Annotated in this window: 11 protein-coding genes and 1 pseudogene; 7 read left to right on the top strand and 5 right to left on the bottom strand. The window is 54.8% G+C overall.

Annotated features, from left to right (window positions below):
- The first annotated feature begins 16 nt into the window (after positions 1–16).
- A complete protein-coding gene (locus PSH86_RS04055) occupies positions 17–1,186 on the top strand; it encodes an MFS transporter (protein WP_176688652.1) in 1,170 nt (389 codons plus the stop codon).
- 219 nt (positions 1,187–1,405) lie between these two features.
- Here the strand turns inward: PSH86_RS04055 and PSH86_RS04060 are convergent, their stop codons facing one another.
- The 3 genes from PSH86_RS04060 to PSH86_RS04070 form a co-directional block, all read right to left on the bottom strand.
- Complete coding sequence (locus tag PSH86_RS04060; RefSeq protein WP_162259486.1) at positions 1,406–2,464, bottom strand: Abi family protein; 1,059 nt, start codon at positions 2,462–2,464, stop codon at positions 1,406–1,408.
- Between the two features lie 139 nt (positions 2,465–2,603).
- Positions 2,604–3,722 carry a site-specific integrase gene (locus PSH86_RS04065; protein ID WP_305488038.1) on the bottom strand — a complete coding sequence of 373 codons (1,119 nt, stop codon included), beginning with the start codon at positions 3,720–3,722 and terminating at the stop codon, positions 2,604–2,606.
- A 541-nt stretch (positions 3,723–4,263) separates the two neighbouring features.
- Positions 4,264–4,629: a hypothetical protein gene (locus tag PSH86_RS04070; RefSeq protein WP_305377864.1), complete on the bottom strand. Its 366-nt coding sequence runs from the start codon at positions 4,627–4,629 to the stop codon at positions 4,264–4,266.
- 142 nt (positions 4,630–4,771) lie between these two features.
- Between PSH86_RS04070 and PSH86_RS04075 the strand changes: the two genes are divergently transcribed.
- Positions 4,772–5,608 (top strand): hypothetical protein, encoded by an 837-nt coding sequence (locus PSH86_RS04075; RefSeq protein ID WP_056784985.1) that lies wholly within the window; start codon positions 4,772–4,774, stop codon positions 5,606–5,608.
- 167 nt (positions 5,609–5,775) lie between these two features.
- Positions 5,776–6,393 (top strand): recombinase family protein, encoded by a 618-nt coding sequence (locus PSH86_RS04080; RefSeq protein WP_305488043.1) that lies wholly within the window; start codon positions 5,776–5,778, stop codon positions 6,391–6,393.
- On the opposite strand, the gene PSH86_RS04085 is transcribed toward PSH86_RS04080, so the two are convergent.
- Positions 6,386–7,435: a hypothetical protein gene (locus tag PSH86_RS04085; RefSeq protein WP_305488046.1), complete on the bottom strand. Its 1,050-nt coding sequence runs from the start codon at positions 7,433–7,435 to the stop codon at positions 6,386–6,388. The two genes, PSH86_RS04080 and PSH86_RS04085, sit on opposite strands and share 8 nt — an antisense overlap.
- Before the next feature lie 289 nt (positions 7,436–7,724).
- On the opposite strand from PSH86_RS04085, the pseudogene PSH86_RS04090 reads away from it, so the two are divergent.
- A pseudogene (locus tag PSH86_RS04090) lies at positions 7,725–7,838 on the top strand (serine recombinase); the annotation flags it as partial.
- A 109-nt stretch (positions 7,839–7,947) separates the two neighbouring features.
- On the opposite strand, the gene PSH86_RS04095 reads toward PSH86_RS04090, so the two are convergent.
- Positions 7,948–8,292, bottom strand: coding sequence for a hypothetical protein (locus PSH86_RS04095; protein ID WP_076962720.1), 345 nt, complete (start codon positions 8,290–8,292; stop codon positions 7,948–7,950).
- Between the two features lie 1,316 nt (positions 8,293–9,608).
- Here PSH86_RS04095 and PSH86_RS04100 point away from each other — a divergent pair.
- From PSH86_RS04100 to PSH86_RS04110, 3 genes are read left to right on the top strand one after another with little or no spacing between them, the layout of a single operon-like run.
- Positions 9,609–11,585: a class I SAM-dependent DNA methyltransferase gene (locus PSH86_RS04100; RefSeq protein ID WP_305488051.1), complete on the top strand. Its 1,977-nt coding sequence runs from the start codon at positions 9,609–9,611 to the stop codon at positions 11,583–11,585.
- Positions 11,582–12,964 (top strand): restriction endonuclease subunit S, encoded by a 1,383-nt coding sequence (locus PSH86_RS04105; protein ID WP_305488054.1) that lies wholly within the window; start codon positions 11,582–11,584, stop codon positions 12,962–12,964. Before PSH86_RS04100 ends, PSH86_RS04105 begins: the two co-directional genes overlap by 4 nt.
- Positions 12,965–16,174, top strand: coding sequence for a type I restriction endonuclease subunit R (locus PSH86_RS04110; RefSeq protein ID WP_305488057.1), 3,210 nt, complete (start codon positions 12,965–12,967; stop codon positions 16,172–16,174).
- The last annotated feature ends 8 nt before the right edge of the window (positions 16,175–16,182 follow it).

Raw genomic sequence — 16,182 nt, forward strand, 5'->3', positions numbered from 1 at the left:
CCAAGGTCGGTCACGAATGGAAAATGCCAGTATTGAGTACACCGACAAACGACGCTGGTTTGCGCTCACCAAGATAAACACTCTCTCGGCCCTGTCGCAGATCGTGCAGATTGGTACCGTCACTCCGCTGCTCTCGCTTTCGCTGGAGCAACAAGGCGTCGAGCCGGCAAAGATCGGGGTGATTGTCAGTGCCTCATGGTTGGCGATCCTGTTGCTCTACAAATGGGTTCCGCGTTTGCTGGCCCGTCTGGGGCTCGTCAAGACGAATATCCTCAGCGCAGCGCTGACGATTGCTGCGTTGATCGGTATGACTTTGACTTCCCATTTGGTACTGATTTTTTTGCTGAACTTCGTGCTCGGTATTGGCTTGATCCTGCGCTGGATTGCCTGCGATACGTGGATCGTCGCGGTCGCCTCGAAAGACGAGCGCGGGCGTGCGATCGGAGTTCATGAGACCTTGATGGGCCTGGGTATTGCTGTTGGCCCGCTGCTGTTGGTTGTGTTCGGCGTCGGGAGTGCCGCGCCTTACTACGCCTGTGCCGTGATCGTGTTGTTATCCGGCGCGCTGGCCTTGACCCTCAAGGACTACGATACGCGACCGCAAACCCCGGCGGAAAAACGCCATGGCAAGTTGTTCAGCGTCATCCCCACGGCGCTGTGTGGCGCGTTTATCGCAGGCTTTTCGGAAACCTCCTCCGTATCGTTCCTTGCAGGCTACAGCCTCTCGGCCGGTTATCTGTTGACCGCCGCCACCCTGCTGATATCGGTGTTCGGCATTGGCGGCACCGTCCTGCAACTGCCGATCGGCTGGATGGCCGATCGCAGTTCGTACAAAGTCGGCCAATTAGTCTGCGGCTTGATACTGTTGTTGGGCACCCTGGCCATTCCGTTCAGCCAGCCGCTTCCTTGGTTGGCGACGATTATCGTGTTCCTGTGGGGCGGCGCCATTGGCGGCATGAACACCCTGGCAGTGATCGAGGCAGGAGACCGGGTTGGAGAACATCAAGTGTCCACCGCCATGACGGCCATTGCGATGTTCTACACCTTGGGTAGCGTATTGGGCCCCATTGCCACGGGGGCCACAGTGTCCTACATCAGCGAGCATGGATTGATGATCTCGGTAGGGATCGTCGGTGCGGTTTTCATTGCAATGTTGATTTTGCGTAGAGCCCCCATGCAAGAGTGAATTGCGCCAGTGCTTTTGTTTGGCACCGTATCTCTCTTGTGCCCCTCGCTGGAAAGCCTCCAGTAGCGCTGAAAGCCCCGTATTTACTGGATTTCAGGCACAAAAAAAGACGTCCGAGGACGTCTTTAGATGATGAAATGGTGGGCCGGGGGGATTTGAACCCGCGGCCAGGCCAATGTTAATGCAGGCTACAGCCTTAAAGCTGGCATAAGGCTGCCATTAATACCTTCTGTGGGCTTTTACAATTACACCCTGAATCGTTCCAGGATGCGCGGAATCGAATGCTGCGATGAAACGTACTTTTTTTCTAAGGGCTCGTGGCAACGTTGCCGCACTTTCATTTTCATCGAAAAAAACAAAGCTATTTATACAGTCCATGGTAGCCACAAGTTCGTCGATAGAATGCTCGCTAAAATCGATCAATTCTCCCTCTCTTTTCAAGGAGATAAATTTGATCACGTCTGTTTGGTCGAAGATGGCTAGATCCTTTTCCTCACGGTCAGTGGCGATGTAGAAAGCAGCAGGTTGCGCGAAGATATCTTGTAAGGTTGCATTGCACTTGATTCGAGTAATAGCTCTATCAGCGATATCTGAAATGCAAGGGCCCGGAGCTGAATTTGCTTTGGGTTTGGTGCGTAGCATGTTTGCTACGGTGCTATGAGACTTTACCCAGTTCCCAGTGTCCGTAGAGCGGTTGGAAGTTACTTCAATTATTTTTTGATGTATGCTGCTTATATTTGCATCGAGAATCGGCTCATGATGTGCTATTCGGTTTCGTAGTTTATTAATTTCATGTATCTGCGGCTGAAATGCTGCTCGGGTAATAACTACGTGAGGAAATAGTATCCTCATATTAGTTTGCCAAATTGCGCGGTCATACTCAGGGCGGAAAAGGTTTGACCAAAAATCAAGACTTAATTCTGATATTATATCGTCCTTGCTTGGCGTCTTTTTCTTGAAGCGGTCAATGGCTTTTTGCAGAGAGTTATTGCTCTTCGCAGTGAGTGTTGATCTGAAGGCGAATTCGTTGGGCCAACCATGGCCGTATAAACTGGTTAATATGGGGTCAATCCCATTTCGCAGGGATACCTCCATAATGTGCAGGGGAAATAGCAGTGATTTTGCCAAGCGAGCGTTGTAGAGATACAGCTGGATAGCATAATCGCGATGGTGACCGGCTCGTATTAGGTATGCGCCGAATCTGGCTGAGGAAAGGTTAGCCTCAAGCTCCTGCAGAAGCCCGGGTGTGTAAGAATAGGGCGCTTGACTCTCAGCCATGAGGGTGTATATTTCCTTGCAACTAGCAGCTGGTAAGGCCCCTCTGACGCATGTCACGCGCTCCAGCACTAGATCTAGAGCCCCGGGACTGGTGAAAACCTCTCCCGGGGTTTCGCTTTTTAGGGGGAATAGATTCATTCTACCCTGCGGCCCTCGGATACGCATTAGCCGTGTCACCTGTCCAAAACGCCAGCGCTTTGTTTCCGGCAGAGTTGTCTTCAACTGGCATCCATCGCCCGTATACACGAGCAATCATCGTCCAGTCGCTATGTCCCATCTGCTGAGCCACCCACATCGGATGCTCACCGGCGGATAGCATCATCGACGCATAGGTGTGTCGTGTCTGGTAGGGGCGACGGTACCGAACGCCTGCCTTCTTCACTGCATGAGCCCACATGGTTTTCCGGATCGGCTGATCACCTTTCCATCGCTCCTGCGTGCGAGGATTCTGGAACACCTCGTTGTCGGCCAGGAAGGTATAGGCCTTCTGCGCAACCAATGCTTCCATGGCTGGCGCCAATAGCTTGATGGGGCGCTTGCCAGATCTTGACTTAGTCACTTCGGCTTTACCTTTTGCGGCCTGAGTCATCGCCCTAGTGACGTAAGCCTCGCCACGTACCCAATCAATGTCCTCCCAGTTCAACCCGACCATTTCGCTGGTGCGCATACCTGTCCAAAAAGCGAATTGCACCAGGTTCTTCGCCTGGCCATCGAGCGCGGCCAGGATGGCGCGTTGTTCCTCTGGGCTGAAGGGGTCGACATCGTCTTCCTTCACCTGATCCTTGCGCGAGAAAGTCCACCCGGCCAGTGGGTTGGTATCGATGAGCTCGTCATCGTCCACGGCATCATTCAATGCCGAGCGCAGACAGCTCTGAATGTTGCTCAGTGTCTTGTTAGATACCTCCAGCGTGTTGAGCCAGTCTCTGACCGCCTTGCGCTTCAGATCGACTAATAGAGTAGGGCCTAGTGCAGGTACAATCCGCAGCTCTACGATCTTCCGATATCCCTCGAATGTACTGCTAGACACATGCTGCTTCTTGCTGGACAGCCATTTGGTCAGGAACCCAGCCAGCGTCTCTTGGCTAGACTCAGGCGTGAACTTGGTTGCACGTGGAGAATTCGGAAAAGTTGCTGAATAATCAAAGACACCTGTAGCGATATCATGCTCAATAGCGTGCTTGTAGCGCTCTGCGCGCCTTAAATTAGTCGCGCTAGGCTTGAGCGGGAACCGCTCGCGGCACCTAACCCCGCGGTACATGAACGTGATTTCAATGCTCGAGTCGGAGACTGCCCGGACTCCCCTCCCATCTCTACCCATGACTCATATCCCTCAACATCAATCAAAACTCGGCCATCTGGGGCCTTGATCCATATTTCTCCCAGCCGCCAAATCCCGTCGCGAAGCTTCGAGCGGATAGCGTCTTCGGAGTAGCCAGATTCACTGGCGAATTTCCTGACGGTCACGTAGCGCATGTGTCGTTATTCCTGGCTGACCAAGGTTTGTGACTGTACGCAGATCGCTGAATCTAGGCGTCGGGGCCGACGTGGCGGGAAAGCGCTGTAGTCCGACTTCTTGGAGGTGTACCGCTTGTGCATGCCCTGACTAAATTTGTTGTGGATCATTTCCGAGCCCCTTTGACTGTGTGGATACACCCTACGGGCAGCCGTCACGCGTGTGTTTCGCTTTCACGCAACAAAAACGACGGAATTTGAAATCAGGATTTCCCAGCCAGGGAAAGTGGGGGAGCCTGCGCGGAGTGACGTGACGCGAGTCAGGTTGCAGGTTGTCCTTTAAACCCTCAGGTCTGCTGCAGCCTTTTTTGTTCGTATGCAATGCGGTTCATTACGCAAACTGGAATTGCGAACCCTTGGATATTTGTTTTGAGGGTTTCGCAACCGTCCTCCACGATTGCGCAGGGCACACCCCGACGGAAACGCATTCCCCTCCCGATGTAATTCCGCAGGATGATTTCCCAGGACTCGTCGTCGTAACAGAAGCCCGAGATCTCAGCCCAGTTCGCCGTAACGCCGCTTCCGACAATCCCTGCAGCTGTCAGACAGAAAATTTCTACTTGGTTTTCCTGTGTCACAGGTACGGCGTAAATCCGGCCGTTCGGTGCTACTGGAGGGAAAGTCTGTCCATTGCCTAAGTGGCGAAATTCCATGGTGATGCTCCGAATGCATGAGGTTGCATGACACGCTATGCCAAGGTCTGGAAATCCCAAGCCTACGGAGCTCATAGGCTTATGCCATTGGGTTTCCTGGACGCCCTCGTAAGATGCGGCAGTCAAAACAAGGAGTGACGCCATGGGTAACAAATCAACAACGATCCGAATCGGCTTGCTGGCCGCGACAGTAGCTCTTCTGGTTGGGTGTTCTGGCACCCAGGGGGCTAGGACTGTGCAGCTTCCTGAGCCGAAGGATGTACCGAGGGAAAAATGGTCGGATGCTATGCGTGTTCTGACCGCCATGGGGATTTCCGGGCAGCGTGACGTTCCTATCGAACTTGTGGGGGCAGTTGATGGGGCGACCCCAGCCGGCGGCTCTGGAGCAGTACTTGGGGATGCTGGATTAAGCGCGGTTAGCTTCGCGTCGCCACCTACGGGGCTGAGTGGTGGAGCAGCAGCGGGAGTTGGTTTGGGTCTAATGCTATTGGGCGGATCAAGCGATCCGGCGCGCGCAACTCAGATTGTCGCGTGGGTACCCGCTGACCAGGCAGGCTCGCCGGACGTGGCATCTGCTCTTGCATTGCGTAAGGTCGAAGACGCTCGTAAGAAGGTTTTTGCCAATGGCCTATCGAAGCTGCCAATGCAGACAGGTAAATATCCTGATGGTCATGCCCGCAGCTATGCATCCTTGGCAGATAGCTACGCAGAACGGCCGATTCCATACAGTGATAAGGTTTCTAAATCTCCAAGCTTTCTGAGGTCGCCACTCAGCTACGGGCCGATCTTCATCCGTGACAACCAGTTCACGCTTGATGCCTACAAGAACGACATGACGACTTCGGAAGCCATGCAGCTTGTTTCGCAACATCTGCCTGAGTGGATCTACATCTACCACCCTGGCCAGCGGCTGAGGAAAAACTCGACCCCTGCGGCAATCTTCAATCAGGGCAGGGCGCTCTACTTCGTAGGGAAATAATTCTGCTGGGCTGTATCGCCGTGGGGTTTCGAGAATCTGCGGCGATTTTTTGGGCATGCCTATCCAGATACAGGCTTATTTTGCCTTTTTCGGGCTTTCCGCTTGATAAGTAACACCCAAAGTGCAACAGTATTAGTAGAACGCCCTAACTGATACAGGCACACATCATGTTCATCCGCGCATACCTCCGAGCCTCCACCGACGAACAAGACGCCGGCCGTGCCCGGGCTTCGCTCGAGCAGTTCGCCAGCGACCACAACAAGGTCATTGCAAGCGTTTACCTGGAGAATGCCAGCGGCGCCACCGCCGACCGGCCTGAGCTACTGCGCCTGCTCAAGGATGCCCGTAAGGGGGACGTGTTGCTGGTGGAGTCGATAGACCGCCTCTCCCGCCTTCCAGTGGAGGACTGGCAAAAGCTCAAGGCCGCCATCGACTCCAAGGGCCTGCGCATCGTTGCGCTCGACCTGCCGACCAGCCACCAGGGAATGCAGGACACCAAGGGCGACGAGTTCACCGGGCGGATGTTGGGAGCAATCAACTCGATGCTGGTGGAAATGATGGCGGCCATCGCACGCAAGGATTACGAGCAGCGCCGCGAGCGCCAGGCCCAGGGCATCGAGAAGGCAAAGGCCGCCGGCAAGTACCAGGGCCGCCCCGTCGACGCTGACCTGCATAAGCGCGTGATCGAACTACTCGGCGCCGGTATGGGCATTCGCGCGACGGCCCGGCATGCCAACTGCTCGACCACCACCGTTCTTAGGATTAAGGACAAGACGTTTAACTAGCGGTGACAACGATAAGTCCATCATAGACTACGACAAGTCCTACAGTGGTATTCACCTGAAGGTGCTCATAGATTGCCTCCACCTTCTTGATAAAAACCCTATCACAACTAAGTATCAAAGAAACACTAACAGAAATAGCGGCGTGAGCAGCATCGCTAGTCGCAGCGATGTGCCTAGCTTCTTTAGTTAGCTTGCTATCCTGATGATAGCCAATAAAGTTAAGCAAATTATAAATTGCTGTGACTTTTTCATGAAGAAACATATCTCGAGCATAGATCGGGCTAGTTGAGATACCTAGAAATTGCTCAATTGTAAATCCTTGTCCTTTATATCCATCTAGGTTTTGATACATCGCCCATATCTTCTCGATAACGTTAGGTGGCTTGATATTGTTGAGCTCCACGGGCCCAGCCCCCGTGGCCTCTCTATAATCCCTAACTCCAGACCATTCCCTAGCATTAGCAACGTGCTGTCGCATCTGATCACTTGAAATCGAAAGTACTTCTTTATACTGGCTGGTCAGAGCAGCTTGGTATTGCTCTACTATATTACGCTGCTCCTGAGAAATCTCATCTATAGAGTTTAATTGCTCAGTAATATAGCCCATCAGCTTATTAAAAGCTCCTAGCTGCTCAGCATCAATATCTTCAAAGTCGCTCTCCTTCCGCCCGCCAAACATCTTTAAAGTAGTTTGCCGAGTGGCTGCGAGCATCATGTCGTAAACTGGGTCAATTAGACAGAAGTTAGCGTAAGCTCCGTGAGGGGAGAGACGAGTGACTCTAAACTCATCGGTTACCTCAAACTTATCGGTAACATGAATCTTGAAGTGCGCGGCATCTAAGGATACCAGTGCGTCCAAAAATTTCTCGGGACTGCCACTGCGCTTAATTTCTCTGAGCGTGTCATCAGAATAGACCACTTGGAAATGGTCCATCAATCGCTGAAAAAAATCCCAGTCTACATTTTTGACCACAAGATCTAGGACATTCTGGTCGATGTACGCCAGTGGCTTTCCGTCGTACGGGGGTACAGGACTTTGCATACACGGCTCCAAGACCAATTGGAAAACTCAAAACCCAGTCTAACAACGAAGCCGAAAAATAGAGGGGGAATCAAGCATTCCGGTGCATGGGGAGGACTGGAGAACACAAAGAACTGGACATACTGTCAAGTCAACTGCACCCGCCCTGCACCCATAGCCAAACTGCACATAAAGCAAAAAAGCTAGGAAGCCTTAGAAATATGGTGTCCCAGGGCCGGTTCGAACGGCCAACCTTCCCCTTAGGAGGGGCAAAATTTCCGGTGTTTAAAAAGGTCCGCCTGAAACGGGGTTACATCAGCGCGTTGGTAAACTGCTTGGCCCTGGCCAGGGCATTCGGGCAACCGCTCGCCATGCAGGGTTCAGTACCACCACAGCGCTTAAACCCGATGAAGTGACCAAGTAGCGACGCAGTTTTGCGCAGTGTCGAGCAGCAGTGACATCCTTTACGAATTCTAACCAGGCTGTATTCGCCGCCTGATAGCATTCCGGTCGCCTGGAATGTGCTGGCTCGTCTAACGGCCCAGATGCCGTAGCAATACCCTGATAATTCTGGCGCGCAGGAGAAAGCTTGCGACTGACACCGCAAGCGTCATACCGCCCGCCAGTTCGCCGAAACGGGCGAACGCAACGATGTTCACCATGGCGAGAACCATAATGCCGTAGAACTCGGCATTGGCCCTACCGGCAGCCAGAGCCTGATGTTCGGTGAGCATCCACTTCTGCGAGAGACAGAAGGGGCATACGGACGACTCCGGGTCACGGCCGCCCACGGGTATTCCATTGATGTAGAACGGCGCGCTAGTGACCACCTTTGGAACCATCATCTTCTTGCAGCACTGGCACTTAACTTTGCTCATGACGTGAACCTGCTGGACTTGGTACATGCCTGAACGTTACCCGAGCACTGGCGAATCCCAAGCCACCACCATGCGCATCTACCGATGTGCTGCAAAATCAGTCTGTGTGATGCTTCTTATCGAGATGATCTGCGACCTTGTAGCCAATCACCGCAGCCACTCCCAGCGTGCCGACCACGCCGATGACCGCATAAACCAGTAGCTCAATCGAGTCCATGTCTTGCCCCTTCTAGGCTGAAAATCTGCACTGAATATAGCCTCTCATCTGCTGTGCCAATCCCAAGGACTTTATCCTCCTGAAATGCGTTCCGTCGGCTCTTGGGTGACTAAATTCCAAAGCGACCAGAGCACCGCTCATATCCGCTCCGCGACACGTTTCAAAAAAACATGCTCACTTCCCATCTATTACTTATGGGAGTCTGACGGTTCACCTCCCATAAAGTGATCTGCCGATCTGAGCGAAGGGGTGTCGTGAAGGGGTGTTGTCTCTGTAACCCGCATGAATATTGGGTTTCAGGTCTTTCACGAGCTTTGTACAAGATAATTGGCGTTGTGAAGGGGTGTCGTGAAGGGGTGTTGTCTCTGTAACCCGCATGAATACTGGGTTTCAGGTCTTTCACGAGCTTTGTACAAGATAATTGGCGTTGTGAAGGGGTGTCGTGAAGGGGTGTTGTCTCTGTAACCCGCATGAATACTGGGTTTCAGGTCTTTCACGAGCTTTGTACAAGATAATTGGCGTTGTGAAGGGGTGTCGTGAAGGGGTGTTGTCTCTGTAACCCGCATGAATACTGGGTTTCAGGTCTCTCACGAGCTTTGTACAAGATAGTTGGCGTTGTGAAGGGGGGTCGTGAGTAGGGTGTCGTCGCTGCCGCTCTATGGATACAGGGTATCCACAGTTAGCAATGTCTATGGCGGCAGCGGGAGAACGACAGTAGATGACAACTGAGCATCAGAAGGTATCCGCCAGGCGCGCATAGTGACAACACATGGTGGGCAAATGACGACTCTCCGGGCCAGCGAAAGGGCGCGAGCAATGAAGGTGCAACAGATGACGACGATGAGTTGCTTTAGAAATCCCGCTACTTAAATGGTTAGGCTGGCTGATCGGTTTTTGCCAGGGAACCACTGCATAGACTGCTAAAACCCCTTTCTAGAACACATTGCAGCAGACATATCGTTGCAGGCTAACGTTCGAGTGCGGCCTTAGCACCTTTGAGTATTCGGAGCGGAGTGAAAATAGGCCTTCGGTTCTGTGACAGGGCGCCAGCTCTAAGGGGTAAACTTGCGTTTTTGCCCGTACTCCAAGGAGTTATTGCGTGAACACGGAAAATCATTCCCAGACGGCCGCGTTTCTATGGTCCATTGCCGATCTGCTGCGTGGTGACTTCAAACAATCGCAATACGGTCGCATCATCCTGCCATTCACCCTGTTACGGCGCATGGAGTGCGTGCTCGCACCGACCAAGGGTGAGGTGATCAAACAAACCTTCGCTCAGGAAGGCCGTCCGGACCAAGTGCGTGAGATGATTCTGCTGCGCGCTGCCGGCCAGCAGTTCTTCAACGGCTCGCCACTGACCCTTGGCACGCTGTCAGACACCCAAACCGCCGCCGACCTGATGAGCTACGTGCAGGCGTTCAGCAAGGATGCCCGCGAGATCTTCGAGCACTTTCACTTTGAAGATTTCGTTCAGCAGCTGGAAACCGCCAACCTGCTGTATCAGGTGGTGCAGCGCTTCGCCGCCACCGATCTGAGCCCCGAGTTCATCAGCAACTTCGGCATGGGCATTATCTTCGAAGAGCTGATCCGCAAGTTTGCGGAAAGCTCCAACGAAACCGCCGGGGAGCACTTCACCCCGCGCGATATCGTGCACCTCACCACCTCGCTGGTGATCACCGATGAGGACCACAAGCTCGCGCCCAACAGCATCGTCACCATCTATGACCCAACCGCTGGCACCGGCGGCTTTCTGTCTGAGGGTGATGAGTACATCCAGTCCATCAGCGAGAAGGTCAGCGTGTCGCTGCACGGCCAGGAGCTCAACCCCGAGTCCTATGCCATCTGCAAGGCGGACATGCTGATCAAGGGCCAGGACGTGGCCAGCATCAAGCTCGGCAACACCCTGTCCAACGACCAGCTGGCCGACAAGCGCTTCGACTTTATGCTCAGCAACCCGCCGTTCGGCGTGGAATGGAAGAAGGTGCAGAAGCAGATCACCGATGAGCACAGCCGCAAGGGCTTCGACGGCCGCTTCGGCCCCGGCCTGCCGCGCGTGTCCGACGGTTCGCTGCTGTTCCTCCTGCACCTGGTCAGCAAGATGCGTGACCCGCGCGACGGTGGCTCGCGCATCGGCATCATCCTCAACGGCTCGCCGCTGTTTACCGGCGGCGCGGGTTCGGGTGAGTCGGAGATTCGCCGCTACCTGCTGCAGAACGATCTGGTCGAAGCCATCGTCGCGTTGCCCACTGATATGTTCTACAACACCGGCATCGCCACCTATGTGTGGATTCTTTCCAACCACAAAGCTGCCGCGCGCCAGGGCAGGGTGCAGTTAATCGACGGCAGCCAGCACTCCGCCAAAATGCGCAAATCGCTGGGCAGCAAACGCCAGTTCATCACCGAGGATCAAATCAGCGAGCTGGTGCGCCTGTATGGCAACTTCGAGCAAACCGCCCAGAGCAAAATCTTCCCCATCGATGCCTTCGGCTACCGCCGCATCACCGTTGAGCGCCCGCTACGCCTGAACTTCCAAACCAGCGCCGAGCGCATCGCCAAGGTGCTGGGAGAAAAAGCCCTGCAGAAACTCGACAGCGCCGCCCAGCAGCAACTGATGACCACCCTGCACGCGATGGATGCCAGCGTGTTGCACCGCAACCGCGAACAATTCAGCAAGCTGCTGAAAAAAGTCCTGATCGCCCACAGCGTCAGCCTCAGCACACCGGAGCTTAAAGCCCTGATGAGCGCCCTGAGCGAACGCGACCCCGAGGCCGATATCTGCATGACCAAGGGCCAGCCGGAAGCCGACGTTGGCTTGCGCGACAACGAGAACGTACCGTTGGGCGAATCGGTGTACGACTACTTCCAGCGCGAAGTCATCCCTCATGTGCCGGATGCCTGGATCGACGAAAGCAAAACCGATGCGCTGGACGGCGAGGTCGGCATTGTCGGCTTCGAGATTCCCTTTAACCGCTACTTCTACGTGTTCCAGCCGCCACGCCCGCTGGTCGAGATCGACCGAGACCTAAAAGCCTGTACCGACCGCATCAAGCAGATGATTGAGGGGCTGTCGGCATGAGTTTTTCTTCCTACGGGAACTACAAGGACACTAACGTAGCTGAACTAGGGGAGGTTCCAGCACATTGGAATGTCGTGCCCTTGAAGCATGTTGTGGAAACACCAATCACTGATGGGCCTCATGAAACACCTGAATTCATTGATGACGGTATTCCGTTTGTTTCTGCGGAGGCTGTTTCGTCAGGAGAGATAAATTTCTCAAAATCCCGATTTATTTCCCATGCTGATCATCATAAGTACTCGAAAAAATACAAACCGCGTAGAGACGATATTTTTATGGTGAAGTCTGGAGCTACTACTGGCGTAGTGGCCCTTGTTTCCACTGATCGAGACTTCAATATTTGGTCGCCATTGGCCGTGGTGAGATGTTCTCGGCTGGCTTTTCCTCGCTATGTACTTCAAACGATGCGATCTCGTAACTTTCAAGAGAGCGTCATTCTCAATTGGAGCTTTGGAACACAACAAAATATTGGAATGTCAGTGATAGAAAATCTGCGTATTCCATTGCCTCCAATACCAGAACAAAACCAAATCGCCCGCTTCCTCGACCACGAAACCGCCCACATCGACGCGCTGATCGAAGAGCAGCAGCGCCTGATCGAACTGCTCAAGGAGAAGCGCCAGGCCGTGATCTCCCACGCCGTCACCAAAGGCCTCGACCCCACAGTGCCGATGAAAGACTCCGGCATAGAGTGGCTAGGCGAGGTGCCGGCGCATTGGAGTGTGAAGGCTTTGCGTTATCTGGGTGAGTGCCAAAACGGGATCAACATTGGAGGAGAGGCTTTTGGGTCGGGCTCCCCTTTTGTAAGTTATGGCGATGTGTATAAGAGCGACGTATTACCTGCTGAAGTTACGGGACTTGTTCAATCATCACCTGAAGACCAGCAACGTTACTCGATTGAGTACGGGGATGTATTTTTCACCCGGACATCGGAAACAGTTGACGAGATAGGCTTCAGTGCTACCTGCCTTCGAGAGCTTCCAAATGCTGTTTTCGCTGGATTCCTCATTCGATTTAGGCCGACTAGGAAGTCTCTAATGCCTAGATTCTCGAAATATTATTTCCGTAACCAAGGACTACGTATTTTCTTCAACAAGGAAATGAATTTGGTTACCAGAGCGTCTTTAAGTCAAGACTTATTGAAGCAGCTGCCTGTAACCCTTCCGCCGATAGTTGAGCAAATAATAATCTCTGACTTTTTAGATAAAGTCACTGCGGAATTCGCTTCTTTGCTGGAGCAAGGAATCAAGGCTATTGATCTGCTAAAAGAACGCCGCTCCGCCCTAATCTCCGCCGCTGTCACCGGCAAAATCGACGTGCGGTGCTGGCAGCCACCGGCCCGCGCGCAAGCCCCCGTATTAGAAGCAGAGGCCGTATAAATGGCGGACAGCAAGGAAGCACAATTTCAGCAGGACATTATCGTCGCCCTGGCCGCCCAAGGCTGGCTGGTCGGCACCGCCAGCGGCTACGACCGGCGCACGGCGCTGTATACCGAAGACGTGCTGGGTTACTTCAAGGACGCCTGGCCGGAGCGTTGGGACAAGTTTGCCAAGGCCAACCCGAACAACCCGGATGATGTGCTGGTGCAAAAGCTGGTGCGCGAGCTGGAGCAGAGCGGCACCCTGGATGTGCTGCGCCATGGCTTCAAGCTGCCGGCGGTAAAGGTGGAACTGTGCAGCTTCCAGCCCGACCACGGCATGAACCCGGATACCTTGAAACGCTACCTGTGCAACCGCCTGCGCGTGGTGCCGGAGGTGTCTTATTCGCCACATGCACGTGAAGCCGGCAGCGATGGGCAGAGCTACAACCCACGGTTGGATCTGGTGCTGTTCGTCAATGGCATCCCAACCGCCACGCTGGAGCTGAAAAGCGAGTTCAAACAGTCGGTGGAAAACGCCAAACGCCAGTATCGCTACGACCGTCCAGTAAAGGACCCGCTGACGCGCAAACCCGAGCCGTTGCTGACCTTCAAACGCGGCGCGCTGGTGCACTTTGCAGTCGGCCAGAACGAAGTGGCGATGACCACCAAGCTGGAGGGTAAAGACACCTTCTTCCTGCCGTTCAACCTCGGCAGCGCGGAAGGCGGCGCGGGCAACCCTATGCCGGATGACGACAGCCAATACGCCACCAGTTACGTGTGGCAACGCTTGATGCAGCCTGATGCTTGGCTCAAGGTGTTGGGGCGCTTTTTGCACCTGGACAAGAAAACCAGCGAAGGCTTCGACGGCACGCCGGTGACCAAGGAGTCGATGATCTTCCCGCGTTACCACCAGTGGGAAGTGGTCAACAGGCTGATCAACACCACCCGCGCCGAAGGGCCGGGCCAGCGTTATTTGATCCAGCACAGCGCCGGCTCGGGCAAGTCCAACTCCATCGCCTGGACCGCCCATCAACTGGCCTCGCTGTACGACGAGGCCGGCCAGCGTCTGTTCAATTCGGTGATCGTGGTCACCGACCGCACTGTGCTGGACAGCCAGTTGCAGAACACCATCTACCAGTTCGAGCACGCGCAGGGCGTGGTCAAGCCGATCAGCCGGGATGTCGGCAACCAGAGCAAATCCGAACAACTGGCCGAGGCGCTGGCTGAGCAGACGCGCATTATCATCGTCACCATCCAGACCTTCCCGGCGCTGTTTGACGCCCTGGACAAGTATCCCAAGCTGGCCAGCGGGCGCTACGCGGTAATTGCCGACGAGGCGCATTCCTCGCAAACCGGCTCATCGGCCAGCAAGCTGAAACAGATTCTCGGCAGTGATGCGTTGGATGCCGAAGAGGTCAGCGCCGAAGAGCTGCTGGACGCGGCCGTGCAGGCCCGCCAACCGAACGAGCGCATCAGCTACTACGCCTTTACCGCCACGCCCAAGGCCAAGACCTTGGAGCTATTCGGTCGCCCGGCCGATCCGACACTGCCGGCCAGTGCTAGCAATAAACCAGAGGCGTTTCACCTGTACTCCATGCGCCAGGCCATCGAGGAGGGTTTTATCCTCGACGTGCTGCGCAACTACACCACCTACAGCACCGCCTGGAAGATTGCCCACCCGGATGGCGAAGACGACGAGGTAGACAGCAAAAAGGCGCGTATCAAGCTGGCCCGCTGGGTGCGTTTGCACCCTTACAACATCAGCCAGAAGGTCGAGGTGATCGTCGAGCACTTCCGCGCCAATATCCGTGGCCTGCTGGGTGGTCAGGCCAAGGCCATGGTAGTGACCAGCAGCCGTCAGGAGGCAGTGCGTTACCAGTTGGCAGTGAAGGCTTATGTGCAGCAAATGGATTACAACGATGTGCACCCGTTGGTGGCGTTCTCCGGCAGCGTGTTGCCGGATGAGGTGATCCCCGAAGAGGTGACGGAAAGCAGCAGCCTGCTTAACGCCGGCCTGAATGGCCGCGACTTAGCACAGGCCTTCGACAGCCAGGACTTCAACGTGATGATCGCCGCCAACAAGTACCAGACCGGCTTCGATCAGCCCAAGCTGTGCGCCATGTACGTGGACAAGAAGCTGCAAGGCGTGGACTGCGTGCAAACCCTGTCGCGGCTGAACCGTACCTTCGGTGACAGCAAGGAAACCTTCATCCTCGACTTCTTCAACGAGCCGCAGGACATTCTCGACGCCTTCTTGCCGTACTACACCAAGGCCGAACTGACCGACGTGACCGATCCGCAGATCATCTATGACCTGCAGAAGACGCTGGATGCCGAGGGCATCTATCACTGGCAGGAGGTCGAGGCGTTCGCCGTGGCCTTTTTCGACCCCAAGGCAGCGGCCAGCAAGCTCAGCTATTACTGCACGCCGGCCAAGGAGCGCTTTGCCAAGCGTTATGCCTTCTCCGTGGAGTCGCGTCAGCAGGCCTTGGATTACAAGCGCACCGCTGAAGCCAACGGCGACAGCGCCGGCCTGAAAAAAGCCGAGCACGCGCTGAAAGAAGCTGGCGAGCAGGTGGACCAGCTCGATCTGTTCCGCAAGAACCTGCAGAGCTTTGTGCGCCTGTATGAGTTCCTATCGCAAATCGTGCCGTATGAGGACCGTGAACTAGAGCAGCTGTGCGTGTACGCCAAGCACCTGCACCCGCTGCTGCGCGTGGACCGCCTGCAACAAGACGACGTGGACGTGGCCGAGCTGCAACTGAGCCACTACCGCCTGAGCAAGCGCGCCGAGTATCAATTGCGCCTCAGCGAGGAAGACGGCGAATACCAGCTAAAACCGGGTAGCGACGTGGGCAGCGGCAAGCCGCATGACCCGGAGAAAAAGCGCCTGTCGGAAATCATCGAGGCGCTGAACGATATCTTCGGTGCCGAGGTAAGCGACGACGATCAGCTGCAGTTCCTCACCGGCATCGCCCAGCGCATCAGCCGTCAGGAAGATGTGATGGCCCAGGTGAACAACCACTCGGTGGAGCAAGTGATGCACGGCCTGTTCCCCAAGCGCGTACTGGACACTGTGCTAGATGCGATGACCGACCACGAAAAGCTGTCACTGGAAGTGCTGGATAACGAAACCAAGAGCCGGGCCTTTGCGCTGGTGATTTTGAAGATGCTGAAGTCGGCAGCCGGGCTCGATGAGAGTGGCTTGCGCGGCGGCCAACAAGGTTAAGGAGTACT

The organism is Pseudomonas sp. FP2300 (genome assembly GCF_030687595.1).
In the GTDB taxonomy this organism is placed as follows: Bacteria; Pseudomonadota; Gammaproteobacteria; order Pseudomonadales; family Pseudomonadaceae; genus Aquipseudomonas; species Aquipseudomonas bijieensis.